The 15,712-nt window shown below is 71.4% G+C and carries 16 protein-coding genes; 10 read left to right on the forward strand and 6 right to left on the reverse strand.

Translation table 11 applies throughout. From position 1 onward, the window contains the following. The first annotated feature begins 242 nt into the window (after nt 1-242). The gene (locus tag ACYVK7_RS12340; protein ID WP_460888009.1) at nt 243-1,841 is read left to right on the forward strand and encodes an ABC-F family ATP-binding cassette domain-containing protein; all 1,599 of its coding nucleotides are present in this window, start codon (nt 243-245) and stop codon (nt 1,839-1,841) included. Nucleotides 1,842-1,891: 50 nt separating this feature from the next. Here ACYVK7_RS12340 and ACYVK7_RS12345 read toward each other — a convergent pair whose 3' ends face one another. The 3 genes from ACYVK7_RS12345 to ACYVK7_RS12355 are packed head-to-tail and all read right to left on the reverse strand — an operon-like array spanning nt 1,892 to nt 3,467. Further along, nucleotides 1,892-2,833: an SURF1 family cytochrome oxidase biogenesis protein gene (locus tag ACYVK7_RS12345; protein WP_460888010.1), complete on the reverse strand. Its 942-nt coding sequence runs from the start codon at nt 2,831-2,833 to the stop codon at nt 1,892-1,894. Beyond that, nucleotides 2,830-3,096, reverse strand: a complete 267-nt coding sequence (locus tag ACYVK7_RS12350; protein WP_460888011.1) for a hypothetical protein — start codon at nt 3,094-3,096, stop codon at nt 2,830-2,832. Before ACYVK7_RS12350 ends, ACYVK7_RS12345 begins: the two co-directional genes overlap by 4 nt. Before the next feature lie 11 nt (nt 3,097-3,107). Beyond that, nucleotides 3,108-3,467 carry a DUF3099 domain-containing protein gene (locus tag ACYVK7_RS12355; RefSeq protein WP_460888012.1) on the reverse strand — a complete coding sequence of 120 codons (360 nt, stop codon included), beginning with the start codon at nt 3,465-3,467 and terminating at the stop codon, nt 3,108-3,110. Between the two features lie 261 nt (nt 3,468-3,728). On the opposite strand from ACYVK7_RS12355, the gene fabG reads away from it, so the two are divergent. The 3 genes from fabG to ACYVK7_RS12370 all read left to right on the forward strand — a co-directional run bounded on the left by fabG (nt 3,729) and on the right by ACYVK7_RS12370 (nt 5,968). Next, nucleotides 3,729-4,466, forward strand: a complete 738-nt coding sequence (gene fabG / locus ACYVK7_RS12360) for a 3-oxoacyl-ACP reductase FabG (RefSeq protein WP_460888240.1) — start codon at nt 3,729-3,731, stop codon at nt 4,464-4,466. Between the two features lie 160 nt (nt 4,467-4,626). After that, complete coding sequence (gene fabI, locus ACYVK7_RS12365; RefSeq protein ID WP_460888013.1) at nt 4,627-5,397, forward strand: enoyl-ACP reductase FabI; 771 nt, start codon at nt 4,627-4,629, stop codon at nt 5,395-5,397. Nucleotides 5,398-5,428: 31 nt separating this feature from the next. Further along, complete coding sequence (locus ACYVK7_RS12370) at nt 5,429-5,968, forward strand: SixA phosphatase family protein (protein ID WP_460888014.1); 540 nt, start codon at nt 5,429-5,431, stop codon at nt 5,966-5,968. Between the two features lie 95 nt (nt 5,969-6,063). On the opposite strand, the gene serB is transcribed toward ACYVK7_RS12370, so the two are convergent. Together serB and ACYVK7_RS12380 are read right to left on the reverse strand one after the other, a co-directional pair. Next, complete coding sequence (gene serB, locus ACYVK7_RS12375; RefSeq protein ID WP_460888015.1) at nt 6,064-6,684, reverse strand: phosphoserine phosphatase SerB; 621 nt, start codon at nt 6,682-6,684, stop codon at nt 6,064-6,066. A 108-nt stretch (nt 6,685-6,792) separates the two neighbouring features. After that, complete coding sequence (locus tag ACYVK7_RS12380) at nt 6,793-8,034, reverse strand: glucose-1-phosphate adenylyltransferase (protein WP_460888016.1); 1,242 nt, start codon at nt 8,032-8,034, stop codon at nt 6,793-6,795. 174 nt (nt 8,035-8,208) lie between these two features. Between ACYVK7_RS12380 and glgA the strand changes: the two genes are divergently transcribed. Continuing rightward, nucleotides 8,209-9,432 (forward strand): glycogen synthase, encoded by a 1,224-nt coding sequence (gene glgA, locus ACYVK7_RS12385; RefSeq protein WP_460888017.1) that lies wholly within the window; start codon nt 8,209-8,211, stop codon nt 9,430-9,432. A 4-nt stretch (nt 9,433-9,436) separates the two neighbouring features. Here glgA and ACYVK7_RS12390 read toward each other — a convergent pair whose 3' ends face one another. Further along, nucleotides 9,437-10,198 (reverse strand): hypothetical protein, encoded by a 762-nt coding sequence (locus ACYVK7_RS12390; RefSeq protein ID WP_460888018.1) that lies wholly within the window; start codon nt 10,196-10,198, stop codon nt 9,437-9,439. Nucleotides 10,199-10,241: 43 nt separating this feature from the next. Between ACYVK7_RS12390 and ACYVK7_RS12395 the strand changes: the two genes are divergently transcribed. The 5 genes from ACYVK7_RS12395 to ACYVK7_RS12415 all read left to right on the forward strand — a co-directional run bounded on the left by ACYVK7_RS12395 (nt 10,242) and on the right by ACYVK7_RS12415 (nt 15,646). Beyond that, nucleotides 10,242-11,027 (forward strand): ABC transporter ATP-binding protein, encoded by a 786-nt coding sequence (locus ACYVK7_RS12395; RefSeq protein ID WP_460888019.1) that lies wholly within the window; start codon nt 10,242-10,244, stop codon nt 11,025-11,027. Nucleotides 11,028-11,261: 234 nt separating this feature from the next. Next, on the forward strand, nt 11,262-11,690 hold the full coding sequence (locus ACYVK7_RS12400; protein WP_460888020.1) for an NfeD family protein: 429 nt from the start codon (nt 11,262-11,264) through the stop codon (nt 11,688-11,690). A gap of 144 nt (nt 11,691-11,834) precedes the next feature. Next, complete coding sequence (locus ACYVK7_RS12405; RefSeq protein WP_460888021.1) at nt 11,835-12,983, forward strand: SPFH domain-containing protein; 1,149 nt, start codon at nt 11,835-11,837, stop codon at nt 12,981-12,983. Between the two features lie 158 nt (nt 12,984-13,141). Further along, a complete protein-coding gene (locus tag ACYVK7_RS12410; RefSeq protein ID WP_460888022.1) occupies nt 13,142-13,876 on the forward strand; it encodes a TetR/AcrR family transcriptional regulator in 735 nt (244 codons plus the stop codon). Beyond that, complete coding sequence (locus ACYVK7_RS12415; RefSeq protein WP_460888023.1) at nt 13,877-15,646, forward strand: ABC transporter ATP-binding protein; 1,770 nt, start codon at nt 13,877-13,879, stop codon at nt 15,644-15,646. It abuts the gene before it with no gap. The last annotated feature ends 66 nt before the right edge of the window (nt 15,647-15,712 follow it).

The following is a 15,712-nucleotide window of genomic DNA, read 5'->3' on the forward strand; positions in this document are numbered from 1 at the left end:
CCCGGTGGCACGTCCTCGATGACGTGCCCCGTCGCGCCTCTGACGACAGTGGTACAACGTAGTACCAGAGGTGAAGGTACCGTCGACCGGCAGGTCCCGTCCAGAAGTGCGGCCGGTCCCGTCCGGAAGGGAAGCGTGAGGCAACGCACCGTAATCCCTGGACGTTACGCACTAGACTGGTCCGGCCCCCGCCGCTGTGGGCCGAACGACCGACCACCACCCCGACCGTGAGGACCACCTGCGTGATCACTGCCCATGGCGTCGAGCTGCGCGTCGGCGCGCGCGTGCTGCTGAGCGAGGCGAACTTCCGGGTCGCCTCGGGCGACCGGATCGGCCTGGTGGGTCGCAACGGTGCCGGCAAGACCACGCTGACCAAGACCCTCGCGGGGGAGACCCAGCCCACCGCCGGGCAGATCGTGCGCGGTACCGACATCGGTTACCTGCCGCAGGACCCGCGCACGGGAGACCTCGAGGTCCTCGCGATGGACCGCGTGCTGTCCGCGCGCGGCCTGGACCACGTCATCGCGAAGATGCGCCAGACCGAGGGCGAGATGGCCTCGCTGGACACGGCCACGCAGAACGCGGCGATGGAGCGCTACCCCAAGCTGGAGGCGCGCTTCCTGGCCGCCGGCGGGTACGCGGCGGAGTCCGAGGCGCAGATCATCACGGCCAACCTCGGCCTGGACGAGCGCGTCCTCGCGCAGCCCCTCGGCACGCTCTCCGGTGGCCAGCGCCGCCGGATCGAGCTCGCGCGCATCCTGTTCAGCGGCGTCGAGACGCTGCTGCTGGACGAGCCCACCAACCACCTCGACGCGGACTCCATCATCTGGCTCCGCGACTACCTGCGGGCGTACAGCGGCGGGTTCATCGTGATCAGCCACGACGTCGACCTGTTGCGCGCCACCGTGAACAAGGTGTTCCACCTGGACGCGAACCGGGGCGAGCTCGACCAGTACAACCTGGGCTGGGACGCGTACCTGGAGCAGCGCGAGACCGACGAGCGGCGTCGTCGGCGCGAGCGGGCCAACGCCGAGAAGAAGGCGGGCACGCTGCTCGCCCAGGCCGAGAAGATGCGCGCCAAGGCGACCAAGGCGACGGCCGCCCAGAACATGATCAAGCGCGCCGAGAAGATGCTCGGCGGGCTCGAGGCCGAGCGCGCCTCCGACCGCGTGGCCAAGCTCCGCTTCCCGACCCCGGCACCCTGCGGCCGCACGCCGCTGACCGCCAACGGGCTGTCGAAGGCGTACGGGTCCCAGGAGGTGTTCGCCGGGGTGGACCTGGCGATCGACCGCGGGTCCCGGGTCGTCATCCTCGGCTTCAACGGTGCCGGCAAGACGACGCTGCTGCGCATCCTGGCCGGCGTCGAGGCAGCCGACACCGGCGAGGTCGTGCCCGGTCACGGGCTCAAGCTCGGCTACTACGCGCAGGAGCACGACACGCTCGACATGAACGTGACCGTGGTCGAGAACCTGCGGCACGCGGCACCCGACCTCACCGACACGCAGGTGCGCTCGGTGCTCGGCTCGTTCCTGTTCAGCGGGGACGACGCCGAGAAGCCCACCAACGTGCTGTCCGGCGGTGAGAAGACCCGGCTCGCCCTGGCGACGATCGTCGTGTCCGGCGCGAACGTGCTGCTCCTCGACGAGCCCACCAACAACCTCGACCCCGCGTCCCGCGCCGAGATCCTCGGGGCCCTCAAGACGTACGAGGGCGCGGTCGTGATGGTGACGCACGACGACGGCGCCGTCGACGCCCTCGAGCCGGAACGGGTGCTGCTGCTGCCCGACGGCGACGAGGACCTCTGGAGCGACGAGTACGCGGAACTGGTCTCGCTGGCCTGACGCGCCCGGCCAGGGTGCGGGCCTGACGCGCCGGTCAGCGGCCGGCCGCGTCAGCGCAGCTGGGCCTCGATCAGCGCGTCCTCCTCGTCCTCCGCCGTGCGCCGGCGCTCGCGGGCCGGCCTGCGCGCCCGCACGCCGTCGGCGTCGGCCCCGTCGTCCGAGGCGAGGAGCAGGTCGCCCGCAGAGACCGACTCGCCACGCAGGGCCCCGCGCTCCCTGCGCCACAGCAGGACGTACCCGCCGATCGCGCCGATCGCGAAGATGCCCCACTGGAACGCGTACGACAGGTGCGAGCCCGGGTCGGTGTCGGGCTTGGGCAGGGTGGTCAGCGCCGTCTCGGGTGCGGGCTGCTCGGTGCGTACCGCCCCGTACGCCCCGACGGTGCGGCCCTCGGCCCAGGCGCCGCCGTCCGGCCCTGCCGCGAGGACCTGCTCGGTCGAGATCGCCTGTACCTGCCCGGGCAGCGTGCCACGGTCCGACGGCGGCTCGTCCGCACGCAGGGACGCCACGACCGTGACCTCTCCGGAGGGCGGCGGCGGGACCGCGTTGGGCCCGGCCGCGTCACGCCCGAGCGGCACGGTGCCACGGTTGACGACGAGCACGATGTCCTGGCCGCCGACCCGGGCCTCGAACGGGACCAGCACGTGATAGCCGTTGCGCCCGGCGACGGGGCGGTTGCGCAGCAGCACCGTCGCGTCGGTGACGTAGTGCCCCTCCAGCACGACCGGACGCCAGACCTCCGACTCGCCGAGGGCGGCGCCGGGCCCCTCGAGGATCTCGCCCACCGGAACGGCCGGCGCCGACCAGTTCGCGTTGACGAGGTCGATCTCGGCGTTGCGCGACTCGGACCGTTCCCACTGCCAGCGCCCGGCCACGAGGCACAGGGCGGCGAGGACCACGGCGGCCACCGCCAGGATCACCCACTGCCGCGTGGTGCGGGGGCCACGGGACTCGTCGCCCGGGAGGCCTGCGCCGGTGGTGCTGTCGCTCACGACACCCGGTCCAGTTCCCCCACCGCCACCGTCTGCTTCCAGAACGACCGGGACGCCAGGAACTGCTCGAGGTGCTCCCGGTGCTCGTCGCACGCGAGCCACACCTTGCGGCGCTCGGGGGTGTGCAGCTTCGGGTTGTTCCACAGCAGGCCCCACGCGGCCTGGGCGCGGCAGCCCTTGGAGCTGCAGATCAGCTCGCCGTCGGGCACGGGGTCGGGGGCAGGGCCGTCGGGGGCAGGGCCGGAGAGGCCGAGGAGGTCCATCGGAGGTTCTCTCAGTCGTCCACGTGGTCGATGACGCGGCCGGCGCCCGGGGCGGGGGAGCCGTCCGGGGCCTTCGGCACGTCAGGGGAGGGGTCGGGCAGCTCGGTGAGCGCCGGGGCGGCCTGCGGGGTCACGGGCGAGGTGTCGTGCGTGACCTGGTCCCGCCCGGAGTTGGCGATGAGCACGGCCGAGTACGGCAGTACCACGGCGGCTGCCACGAGGGCCCACCGGACCCAGCCGTCGACCAGCACGGCGCCGACGATGCACACCACGCGGATGGACATCTGGATGAGGTAGCTGCGCGTGCGGCGCGCCTGGTCCACGGCCAGCGGCTCGGGGGCCGAGGTGATGGACGGGACCGGCTCGCTCATCCTGTCAGTCTACGTCTGCCGGGAACCTGCGCGGGTACGCCCTGCGGCGTCGGCTCACGCAGGTGCGTCACACGGGTTGTTGTAGGAAACCGACAAGGACCGCTGGATCCCTGTGGCCCGGCACGCGCGGCGCGCGGCCGACGCGCGGGGTAGCGTCGCAGCGGACCCGGATCGACCCAGGTACCGGCCGCTGCCCCCCAGCCTCGCGCGGCCTCATACGAACGTATGCCAGCCCAGCATCGAGGAGTTCAGGTGACCACCATGCCCGCCACACAGAGCATTTCCGCAGGTCCCACCGGCCGAGTAGTCGTCGTGACGGGTGCGGCTCGCGGTATCGGCCGCGCCATCGCGGAGCGCTTCGTGGCGGACGGCGACCGCGTCGCCACGATCTACCGCGGCGGAGACCTGCCCAAGGGCGTCGAGGGCTTCGTGGCGGATGTCACCGACTCGGCGGCCGTCGACGCGGCGTTCGCCGCCATCGAGAAGGACATGGGCCCCGTCGAGGTGCTCGTCGCCAACGCCGGCGTGACCAAGGACCAGCTCCTCATGCGCATGAGCGACGAGGAGTTCGAGTCGGTCGTCGACGTGAACCTCACCGGCACGTTCCGCTGCGTGCGCCGCGCGTCCAAGGGCATGATCCGCGCGCGGAAGGGCCGCATCGTGCTGCTCGGCTCGATCGTCGGCCTGTCCGGCGGTCCCGGCCAGGTCAACTACTCCTCCTCGAAGGCCGCCCTGGTGGGCATGGCGCGCTCGATCACGCGTGAGCTCGGCGCGCGCGGGATCACCGCGAACGTCGTCGCGCCCGGATATGTCGAGACCGACATGACGGCCGCGCTGTCCGACGACGTGCGCGCGGGCTACCTGAAGACGATCCCGGCCGGCCGGTTCGCCTCGGCGGACGAGGTCGCGGCCGTGGTGTCGTTCGTCGCGTCCGATGCCGCGGGCTACGTCAGCGGCGCGGTCATCCCGGTCGACGGTGGTCTCGGGATGGGGCACTGAGCCGTACTCTGGCCCCGCTACCAGCGGGTTTGCCCGAATATATCCAACATTCTCGACTTCACGTACGGCGCGGAGTTTCGTTCCACGCCGCAATCCGCATTACGCTCGCACCCAGCGCAGGGGTCGCCTCGGCACGCCTGCGCCCGATCGGAAGGACAACATGGGTCTCCTCGAAGGTAAGAAGCTGCTCGTCACGGGCGTGCTGACGGACTCGTCGATCGCATTTCACGCGGCCCGGCTCGCTCAGGAGGAGGGTGCGGAGGTCGTGCTCTCGTCCTTCGGGCGGCAGATGAAGCTGACCCAGGCCTTCGCGAAGCGGCTCCCGGTCGAGGCACCGGTGGTCGAGCTCGACGCGACCAGCCAGGAGAACCTCGACGCGCTGGCCGACGCGGTGCGCGCGGCCGGCTTCGACCGGCTCGACGGCGTCGTGCACTCGATCGGGTTCGCGCCGCAGTCCGTCATGGGCGGCAACTTCCTGTCGGGTACCTGGGAGGACGTCGCCACCGCGCTGCACGTCTCCACGTTCTCGTACAAGTCGATCGCCGTGGCGGCGAGGGAGCTCATGACCGACGGCGGCGCCGTCGTCGGCCTGACGTTCGACGCGCAGTTCGCCTGGCCGGTGTACGACTGGATGGGCGTGGCCAAGGCAGGTCTGGAGTCCGCGAACCGCTACCTGGCGCGCGACCTCGGGCCTGAGGGGATCCGCTGCAACCTCGTTTCGGCCGGGCCGATCCGGACCACCGCCGCCAAGTCCATCCCGGGCTTCGCGACGATGGAGGACGCCTGGCCGACCCGAGCCCCGCTCGGCTGGGACCAGACCACGGCGGAGCCGGCGGCACGTGCCGTGTGCGCGCTCCTGTCGGACTGGTTCCCGGCGACCACCGGTGAGATCGTGCACGTCGACGGCGGCGTGCACGCCATGGGTCAATAGACCTGGCTCAATAGATGGGCAGGAGGCATTGATGGGCAGAGCGTCGGGTACGGAGCCCGCAACGGAGCCCGTGCGGCGGCTGGTGTTGCTCCGCCACGCGAAGGCGGAGCCGCCGTCGGAACTTCCCGACGAGCAGCGGCCGCTCGCTTTGCGTGGCCGGGACCAGGCAGTGAAGGTCGGTGCGGCGCTGGTCGCGTCCGGCCTCGTGCCCGACGCCGTCCTCGTGTCAGGGGCGGTGCGTTCCCGCCAGACCTGGGACCTGGCGCGCAAGCACCTGGGGGAGCCGCCGGTGTCGTTCACCGACGACCTCCTGGGTGCGATGCCGCGCGCCGTCCTCGCGCTGGTGCGTGAGCTCGACCCCGCGACCCGGACGGTGCTGGTGATCGGCCACGAGCCCGCCATGGCGGGCACGGCCGAGCTGCTGGCCGGCCCGGGGTCGGAGGACGGGGCGCTCGCTCAGGTACGTGTCGGCGTCCCGACGGGGACGTACTCGGTCCTGGAGGCCGACGAGGACTGGGCGACCTGGGACCGCAAGACGGCCCGCCTCACCGAAGTGACCCGCCCGGCCTGACCAGAACGTGTCAGACACCACCGGACGTGTCAGACGCTCAGATCACCCTGGTGACCTGAGCGTCTGACACGTCCGTCGGCGTCTGACAGGTGGCCTCAGAGGAGGTCGAGGACGGCGTCCAGGCGGGTCTCGATCGAGTGGGGGGCCTGCGCCCGGACCACCGGCTTGGCGTTGAACGCCACGCCGACGCCGGCGATCTCGATCATGCCCAGGTCGTTCGCGCCGTCGCCGACCGCGACCGTGTGCTCCAGCGGGATGTCCAGCGCGGCGGCCCACTCGCGCAGCGTCGCGGCCTTGGCCGCCCGGTCGATCACGGGCCCCACGGTGCGGCCGGTGAGCACGCCGTCGGCGACCTCCAGCCGGTTGGCCCGCAGCAGCTCGATCCCGAGCTCCCGCGCGACAGGCTCGACGATCTCCGCGAACCCGCCCGACACGAGCCCGAACGCCCAGCCGCGGGCCTGGCACTCGGCGACGAGCTCGCGGGCGCCCGGCGTCAGCTCGACGGCGGCGCGCACCTTGTCGAGCGCGGCGACGGGCACACCGGCCAGCGTCGCCACCCGCTCCCGCAGGGAGGCGGCGAAGTCGAGCTCGCCGCGCATCGCCCGTTCGGTCACCGCCGCGACCTCGTCCCGGGTACCGGCATGTTCGGCGATGAGCTCGATGACCTCCTGGCGGAAGAAGGTCGAGTCCACGTCGGTCACGATGAGTCGCTTCACGGGGACCAGTGTGCCGGATGCCGCCGACACGGCCCGGGCCTCGCCGAACCGCAAGACGCCGGCCCGCCGTCCCTCGCCGAACCGCAAGCTGATCTGCCGCCGGACGGGTCAGTCGACGACCGTGCCCTTCGGGACCACCACCAGGCCGCTCTCCGTCACGGTGAAGCCGCGCGCGCGGTCCTCGTCGTGGTCGACGCCGATGCGGGCCCGCTCGTTGATCACCACGTTCTTGTCGACGATCGCCCGGTGCACGTGCGCGTACCGGTGCACCTGCACGTCGTCCATCAGCACGGAGTTGGAGACGTTGGACCAGGAGTGCAGGTGCACGCCGGGGGAGAGCACCGACCCGCCGGCCTGGGCGCCCGAGATGAGCACGCCCGGCGAGACGATCGACTCGACCGCGTGCCCCATGCGTCCGGGCCCCGCGTGCACGAACTTGGCCGGCGGCAGCCCCGTGTACCCCGTGTACAGCGGCCACTCGTAGTTGTAGAGGTTGAAGATGGGGTGCACGGCGATGAGGTCGGTGTGCGCGTCGTAGAACGAGTCGATCGTTCCCACGTCGCGCCAGTAGCCGCGGTCCCGCTCCGTGGAACCCGGCACGTCGTTGCGGATGAAGTCGTAGACGCCCGCCTCGCCGTCGGCCACGAACGCCGGGATGATGTCGCCGCCCATGTCGTGCCGTGAGTCCGGGTTGGCGGCGTCCTTGGTCACCGCCTCGACCAGGGCGTCGGCGTCGAACACGTAGTTGCCCATCGACGCGAGGATCTCGCCGGGGGAGTCCGGCAGGCCCGTGACGTCGGTGGGCTTCTCCAGGAACTCGCGGATCTTCGTCGGGTCGGCGGGATCCACGTCGATGACGCCGAACTGGTCGGCCATGCTGATCGGCTGCCGGATCGCCGCGACCGACGCGCGGGCCCCCGACTCGATGTGCGCGTCCACCATCTGGGAGAAGTCCATGCGGTACACGTGGTCGGCGCCGACCACGACGACGATGTCGGGCCGTTCGTCGTCGATGATGTTGAGGCACTGGTAGATCGCGTCGGCGCTGCCGAGATACCAGTGCTTGCCGACGCGCTGCTGCGCCGGCACGGGCGCCACGAAGTTGCCCAGCAGCGGCGACATGCGCCAGGTCTTCGAGATGTGGCGGTCCAGCGAGTGGGACTTGTACTGCGTCAGCACGACGACGTGCAGGTAGCGCGAGTTGACGATGTTGGAGAGGGCGAAGTCCACCAGACGGTAGATGCCGCCGAAGGGCACTGCGGGCTTGGCGCGGGCGGCGGTCAGCGGCATCAGCCGCTTTCCCTCGCCGCCGGCGAGAACGATCGCAAGGACGCGGGGGGCGGAAGCCATACGGGTGACATTAAGCCCTTTTGGGCCGGTCCGTCAGGTGGCGCGCGGGGTGGGCACGCGCGCTAGGTTGGCACCGTGCCCGACGTCTCCGTAACACCCGGCTTCGCCCCCCACCCCGCGCCAGCCCCGGAGCGAGCTCCCGTCCCCGGCCGTCGGCCGGGCAGTGACCTCCGCGTGGACCTGCTGACCCGCGAGTTCCCGCCGCACGTGTACGGAGGTGCGGGCGTGCACGTGGCCGAGCTGGCCACGGTGCTGGCGCAGCACGCCGACGTGCGGGTGCGCTGCTTCGACGGCCCGCGCGACGCCCCGACCGAGGCGTCGGGCGTCACGGGCTACGTGACGCCCGCCGCGCTCTCGGGGGCGAACGCGGCACTGGCGACCCTCGGGACGGACCTCCTGATGGCGGACGACGTGGCGGGCGCCGACCTGGTGCACTCGCACACCTGGTACGCCAACATGGCGGGCCACCTGGGCGGCCTGCTGCACGGGGTGCCGCACGTCGTCACCGCGCACTCCCTGGAACCGCTGCGGCCCTGGAAGGCCGAGCAGCTCGGCGGTGGGTACGCGCTGTCGTCGTGGGCCGAGCGCACCGCCTACCTCCGTGCCGCCGGCGTCATCGCGGTCTCCGCAGGCATGCGGGCCGACATCCTGCGCGTCTACCCGGAGCTCGACCCGGACCGGGTGCACGTGGTGCACAACGGCATCGACCTGTCGGGCTGGCGGCGCCCCGCGGCGGACGACGTCGCTGCGCGGACCGCCGCCGCGGTGGCCGTGCGCCGGTACGGGATCGACCCCGACCGCCCGGCCGTCGTGTTCGTGGGCCGGATCACGCGGCAGAAGGGCCTGCCGTACCTGCTGCGGGCCGCGGCGGAGCTGCCGCCGGAGGTCCAGCTCGTGCTCTGCGCCGGCGCGCCGGACACTCCCGGGATCATGGCCGAGGTCGTGGGCCTGGTCGAACGGCTGCGCGAGTCCCGCACCGGCGTGGTCTGGATCGAGGAGATGCTGCCCCGGCCCGACCTCGTGGCGGTCCTGTCGGCCTGCACCGTCTTCGTGTGCCCGAGCGTCTACGAGCCCCTCGGCATCGTGAACCTCGAGGCCATGGCCGTGGGCCTGCCCGTGGTCGGCACGGCCACCGGCGGCATCCCCGAGGTGGTCGACGACGGCGTGACCGGCGTGCTGGTCCCCATCGAGCAGTCGGACGACGGCACGGGCACGCCGCTGGACCCCGACCGGTTCGTCGCCGACCTGGCGGCGGCGCTGACCCGGGTCGCCACCGACACCGAGGGGGCCGCCGCGATGGGAGCCGCCGGCCGGCGTCGGGCCGAGGAGCACTTCACCTGGTCGGCGATCGGCGACCGGACGATGGAGGTCTACCGGCAGGTGCTCGACCAGGCCTGACCGGTCACCGGACCTCGCCGTAGGTCGCCGCGCTCATCGCGTGGCGGGCCGTGCGGTCCACCTCGCGCAGCGCCGTGGAACGCTGGTCGACCTGGAAGACGTTCACGGCGCCGCCGTCGTCCACGGTGCCCAGCGCGACGATGGCGCGCAGCCGGCTGGCCAGGTCGAGCACGCGGGCACGCCGGCCGTCCAGGTGCGGCACCGGCCACGACGACGTGCTGGCCGACCGGATCCGCTCGATGGCATCGGCGGCGTCGTCGCGCCAGCGGGCGACGTCGAGCTGGTCCAGGGCGTCCGTCGCGGTCATCAGGCTCGTGCGGAGCTCGCGCTCGGCGTCGGCGACCGAGCCGATCGCCGCGTGCACGAGCGTGGTCCACGCGGGGACCTCCAGCACGTGCCACGTCACCATGTGCCCCGGCTCGATGTGGCTGCCGAACGCCTGGACGCGGGGGACCGCCGCCCAGCTCCCCAGGGGCGTGGTGACCACCACGCACTCCCCGGCGTCCGTCGCCTCGTGATTGGCCGCCGCGGGCACGCCCGCCGCGTCGCCGGGCGCCGGCAGCAGCGCGCACACCTCGCGCGGCCCGGTGGTCCAGGCGGTGAAGAGCGTGTCGAGGTCGGTGCCGTCGGCGAAGCCCGGCAACCCTTCGACGGTGTGCGGCTCGTCCTCGCCCACCACGGACTTCACGGCGTCCGAGGTGTCGCCGACCCCCTGCAGCCAGAGGGCGAGCAGCACGCTCCGGGGGAGCTCCTGATCGGTGTCCACCGCAGAACTGTAAATGACTCCTCCTCGGGTATCGTCGGTGCCCATGAGCTCGGTTCTCCAACTCGCGGGCGTCACCGTCCGTCGCGGCACCTCGACCATCCTTGACTCCGTGGACTGGCAGGTGAACGAAGGAGAACGGTGGATCGTGCTCGGGCCGAACGGTGCGGGCAAGACAACTCTCCTCCAGATTGTCGCAGCACGCCTGCACCCGACGTCGGGCAAGGCCACGATCCTCGACTCGACCCTCGGCGCCGTCGACGTGTTCGAGCTGCGCCCGCGGATCGGCATCTCGAGCGCGGCGCTCGCCGACCGCCTGCCGACGTCGGAGACGGTGCGCGACGTCGTGCTGACCGCCGCCTACGGCGTGACCGGCCGCTGGCACGAGACCTATGACGAGCTCGACGAGCAGCGCGCCAAGGACCTGCTGGCCGCGTTCGACGTCGACCACCTCGCGGACCGCACGTACGGCACCCTGTCCGAGGGGGAGCGCAAGCGCGTCCAGATCGCCCGGGCCCTCATGACCGACCCGGAGCTGTTGCTGCTCGACGAGCCGGGCGCCGGCCTCGACCTGGGCGGTCGCGAGGAGCTGGTCGGCGCGCTGTCCGAGCTCGCGCACGATCCCGCCTCGCCCGTCCTCGTGCACGTGACGCACCACGTCGAGGAGATCCCGCCGGGATTCACGCACCTGCTGCTCATGAAGAAAGCGGGTATCCAGGCCGCGGGACCGATCGAGGAGGTCCTCACGGCGGACAACCTGTCGGAGGCGTTCGGGCTGCCGCTCATCGTGGCGCACGGCGGCGGCCGCTGGCTCGCGCGCGCCGCCCGCTGACGTGCCGTCATAGCGGGAGAATTGAGGCGTGCGGGCACTTCCGCCGCTGAAAAAGTCGGCGCTCTCAAGAAATCATGTTGAATCACCGGTTTTTGCTACCACTGTGTCTCGGGACCTTGGTAAAGTCCGGGCAAAGGTCCGAGGTGGCGGTGGATTCACCGCGAGGACCCGTCGGCGGAGAGGTTCCGCCGACGACCGGTCACCGGCCGGAGTGGACGCTCGGAGGGAGCACCCATGGACTGGTTGTGGTGGGTAGGAGCCGCGCTGGTATTCGCGTTGATCGAACTCCTGTCGCTGGATTTCGTCTTCATCATGTTCGCGGGCGGCGCGGTGGCCGCTGGTGTGGCGAACGCAGCCGGGGCCCCGCTGTGGGTGCAGGCCATCGTCTTCGTGGTGGCATCGGTGGTGCTGCTCGTGACGCTGCGGCCCACGCTGATCCGCCACCTGCGCAACAACACGCCGAAGGCGCCGACCAACGCCGAGGCGAACGTGGGGCGTACGGCGTCGGTGGTCCAGGAGGTCAGCACCGGTTCCGGGCTGATCAAGCTGAGCGGCGAGGTGTGGAGCGCGCGGGCGGTACCCGGCTCGCCTCTGCTGCCCGCCGGCACTAGCGTTCGTGTGGTCCAGATCGACGGCGCCACAGCCGTCGTCGAGCCGGCGTAGCCGCCTGGCTCCTGGGCGCTCCCGAGCAGCACCAGCAGTACCAGCAGCGTGAAGCAGTAGCCAGAGAAGTCCCAGTCAGAAGCTTTGCTGTCAGAAGCGTGAAAACCGTCCGTGCGGGCCTGGGTGCCCGCGTAAGGAGACCTCGTGGAGTCATTCGGGCAAGTCCTGCTCTATCTGATCATTGCCCTGGTCGTGATCGTCGGTGTCGTCGCGGTGATCCGTGCGGTGCGGATCGTTCCCCAGTCGGTGGCGCTCGTGGTCGAGCGCCTGGGCCGGTACTCGAAGACGCTCGACCCCGGCCTGCACGTGCTGGTGCCGTTCGTCGACCGCGTCCGTGCGGGCGTGGACCTGCGCGAGCAGGTCGTGTCGTTCCCTCCCCAGCCCGTGATCACCAGCGACAACCTGGTGGTCGAGATCGACACCGTCATCTACTTCCAGGTGACGGACGCCAAGTCGGCGGTCTACGAGATCGCGAACTACATCACGGCCATCGAGCAGCTCACGGTCACCACGCTCCGTAACGTCATCGGTTCGATGGACCTGGAGCAGACGCTCACCAGCCGTGACCAGATCAACGGCCAGCTCCGCGGCGTGCTCGACGAGGCGACCGGGCGCTGGGGCATCCGCGTCAACCGCGTCGAGCTCAAGTCGATCGAGCCGCCGCCCTCGATCCAGGGCGCGATGGAGCAGCAGATGCGCGCCGAGCGGGACCGCCGTGCCGCGATCCTGACCGCCGAGGGCATCAAGCAGTCGGCGATCCTGACCGCCGAGGGTGAGAAGCAGTCGGCGATCCTGACCGCCGAGGGTGACGCGCAGTCGCAGATCCTGCGTGCCGAGGGTGAGTCCCGCGCGATCATCCAGGTGTTCGAGGCCATCCACCGCGGTGACCCGGACCCGAAGCTGCTCGCGTACCAGTACCTGCAGATGCTCCCGCAGATCGCCAAGGGCGACTCCAACACGACGTGGGTCATCCCCACCGAGTTCACCGCGGCGCTGGGCAGCATCGCCAAGGGCTTCGGCGGCGCGCCCGGCACGCCGGGCATCCCGGACCCGTCCGGCGACGACAGCCCGTCGACCGGCCCGCGGACGTCCGTCCTCGACAAGCCGCTGCTGCAGGACCCGGGCGAGGCCCTGGCCGAGGCGCAGCGCCAGGCCGAGGCCGCGGTGGCCGACGCGACGAGCGCGGGTACCCGCTCGGGCGAGCCGTTCGACCCGCGCACGGAGCGTGGCCAGCAGCCCGGCGGCGGATCGACGCCGCCCCCGCCGGTGCCTCCGGCACCGCCGGCCGGCTGACCGTAGCGTCACCAGTCCCGGAAGCCCCTCGGTGTTCGCACCGGGGGGCTTCCGGCGTGTCCGGAGGGGGTGCCCGGATGGCTTCGACGGTGTGAGGAGATTCGCTCAGCGAAGAAACGGGTTGCGGAGTGAGTGCTCACTCATTTACCGTCGGCGCCATGGACAACGCACGACGCCGGGCATCACCGATGACTCCGGACGAACGACGGGCCGCCATCGCCGCCGCGGTCATGCCGCTGGTGGCCGAACGCGGCGTGGACGTCACCAGCCGGGAGCTCGCCGAGGCCGCCGGCGTCGCGGAGGGCACGCTGTTCCGTGCGTTCGGTGACAAGACGGCGCTCGTCGGCGCGGTCGCCGTCGAGGGCCTGACCCGCGCGGGACGGCCCGAGGAGACCCTTGCCGAGCTGACCGGCATCGACCAGGCGCTGCCGCTGGAGCGGCGCCTGGAGCTCGTGATCGAGAAGGGTCGCAGCCGCACGGCCGAGGTGATGCGGTGGATGTCCGTGCTGCGCCGCATGGCGCCCCCGCCCGACCAGCACGAGCGCCTGCACAGCTATCGCCGGATGTTCCTGGACCAGCGTGCCCGTCAGCACGAGGCCACGGTCGAGGGCATCACCGCGGTACTGGCCCCCGATCGCCACCGCCTCAGGGTCCCGGTCGAGGTGGCCGTCTCGCTGATCGATTCGGCGATCGCGGGCGTGCACGCACGGATCGACCACCTGCACCCCGAGATACCCGCCGACGTGCTTGCCGACGCCCTCGTGAACGGCCTCGCCGGTCCCGGGAAAAAGCCTGGCACCGGCGGCAGCGACCCTGCAGCCTCCAGTGGTGCGGTGCCGGGCACCGCGGCCCCCGGTTCTCCAGCCCCCAGCCCCGAAGGGAACTCTCTCTAGATGCTTGTCACGTTAGCCCGGAACTACCTGGGTCCGTACCGCTGGGCGGTGGTGGCCGTGCTGGTCCTGCAGCTGCTGCAGACGCTCGGGGCGCTCTATCTCCCCAGCCTGAACGCGGACATCATCGACGACGGCGTGGTGGTCGGCGACATCGGCCGGATCTGGAGCACCGGCGGCTGGATGCTCGTCGTCTCGCTCGGCCAGGTCGCCGCCTCCGTCGTGGCCGTCTACTTCGGCGCGCAGGTCGCCACGGCCTTCGGCCGGGACCTGCGCCGCGACCTCTTCCACACCGTCCAGACCTACTCGGCGCGCGAGATGGCGCAGTTCGGCGCGCCGACTCTGATCACGCGCGGCACCAACGACGTCCAGCAGGTCCAGATGACGGTGCTCATGACGTTCACGATCATGGTGATGGCGCCGATCATGCTGGTCGGCGGCGTGATCCTCGCGCTGTCGGAGGACGTGACGATGTCCGGCCTGCTGCTGGTCATCGTGCCGGTGCTCGGTGTCACGGCGGGTCTCATCGTGTGGCGCATGGTGCCGCACTTCCGCCGGATGCAGAAGCGCATCGACGCGATCAACGCCGTGCTGCGCGAGCAGATCACCGGCCTGCGCGTGGTCCGCGCGTTCGTGCGCGAGCAGCGGGAGAAGGAGCGGTTCGGCACGGTGAACGAGGAGCTGTTCGACACCTCGCTCCGCGCGGGCCGGCTCATGGCGCTCACGTTCCCCGTGGTCATGCTGATCATGAACATGTCATCGGTCGCGGTGCTGTGGTTCGGCGCACGCGAGATCGAGGCGGGCGGCCTGCAGATCGGCTCGCTCACCGCGTTCCTGAGCTACCTCATGTACATCCTCATGGCCGTGATGATGTCGACGATGATCTTCATGATGATCCCGCGCGCCGCCGTCGCGGCGGAGCGCATCGGAGAGGTCCTGGAGACCGAGCCGTCCGTCGTCGACCCGGCGGTGCCGGTCGCCCTGCCCTCGGGTGGTGCCGGAGCTGACGCCGACGCCGTGCCCGCCCCCCGTGGCCGCGTCACCTTCGAGGACGTCGAGTTCCGCTACCCGGGTGCCGAGGCGCCCGTTCTGCACGACCTGACGTTCGCGGCCGAGCCCGGCCAGGTCACGGCCATCATCGGCTCGACGGGCTCCGGCAAGTCGACGCTGCTCAACCTGGTGCCCCGGCTGTTCGACGCGACGGGCGGCTCGGTGCGGATCGACGGCATCGACGTGCGCGACGTGCTGCAGCGGGAGCTGGGCTCCGTGATGGGCCTGGTGCCCCAGAAGGCGTTCCTGTTCACCGGGACCGTCGCGGACAACCTCCGGTACGGCAAGCCCGACGCCTCCGAGGAGGAGATGTGGGCGGCGCTCGAGGTGGCGCAGGCCCGCGACTTCGTCGAGGCGCTGCCGGACGGTCTGGAGTCCGTCGTCGCGCAGGGCGGTGCCACGTTCTCCGGCGGGCAGCGGCAGCGGCTCGCCATCGCCCGCGCGGTGATCCGCGAGCCGCGGATCTACCTGTTCGACGACAGCTTCTCCGCCCTCGACTACGCCACCGACGCGCGTCTGCGGGCCGCCCTGCGGCCACGGACCCGCGAGGCGACGGTGATCGTCGTCGCGCAGCGGGTGGCGACCATCCGTGATGCCGAGCAGATCCTGGTGCTCGACCACGGCCGCATCGTCGGCCGCGGGACGCACACGGAGCTGCTGGCCGACAACCCGACGTACCAGGAGATCGTGACGTCCCAGATGAGCTTGGAGGAGGCAGCGTGATCGACGATGGCGGAGCCCCGATCGTGCGGGCCGACCGGGTGCGGGTGTCCCGCAAGGCACTGGAGG

It is taken from the genome of Promicromonospora xylanilytica (assembly GCF_054782895.1).

Coding starts and splice junctions, on each gene's coding strand:
- ACYVK7_RS12370 (WP_460888014.1), top strand. CDS start 5,429: ATGGGCAGAGCGTCGGGTACGGAGCCCGCAACGGAGCCCGTGCGGCGG.
- ACYVK7_RS12400 (WP_460888020.1), top strand. CDS start 11,262: ATGGACTGGTTGTGGTGGGTAGGAGCCGCGCTGGTATTCGCGTTGATC.
- ACYVK7_RS12410 (WP_460888022.1), top strand. CDS start 13,142: ATGGACAACGCACGACGCCGGGCATCACCGATGACTCCGGACGAACGA.
- fabG (WP_460888240.1), top strand. CDS start 3,729: ATGCCCGCCACACAGAGCATTTCCGCAGGTCCCACCGGCCGAGTAGTC.
- ACYVK7_RS12395 (WP_460888019.1), top strand. CDS start 10,242: ATGAGCTCGGTTCTCCAACTCGCGGGCGTCACCGTCCGTCGCGGCACC.
- ACYVK7_RS12350 (WP_460888011.1), bottom strand. CDS start 3,096: ATGGACCTCCTCGGCCTCTCCGGCCCTGCCCCCGACGGCCCTGCCCCC.
- ACYVK7_RS12355 (WP_460888012.1), bottom strand. CDS start 3,467: ATGAGCGAGCCGGTCCCGTCCATCACCTCGGCCCCCGAGCCGCTGGCC.
- fabI (WP_460888013.1), top strand. CDS start 4,627: ATGGGTCTCCTCGAAGGTAAGAAGCTGCTCGTCACGGGCGTGCTGACG.
- ACYVK7_RS12380 (WP_460888016.1), bottom strand. CDS start 8,034: ATGGCTTCCGCCCCCCGCGTCCTTGCGATCGTTCTCGCCGGCGGCGAG.
- ACYVK7_RS12415 (WP_460888023.1), top strand. CDS start 13,877: ATGCTTGTCACGTTAGCCCGGAACTACCTGGGTCCGTACCGCTGGGCG.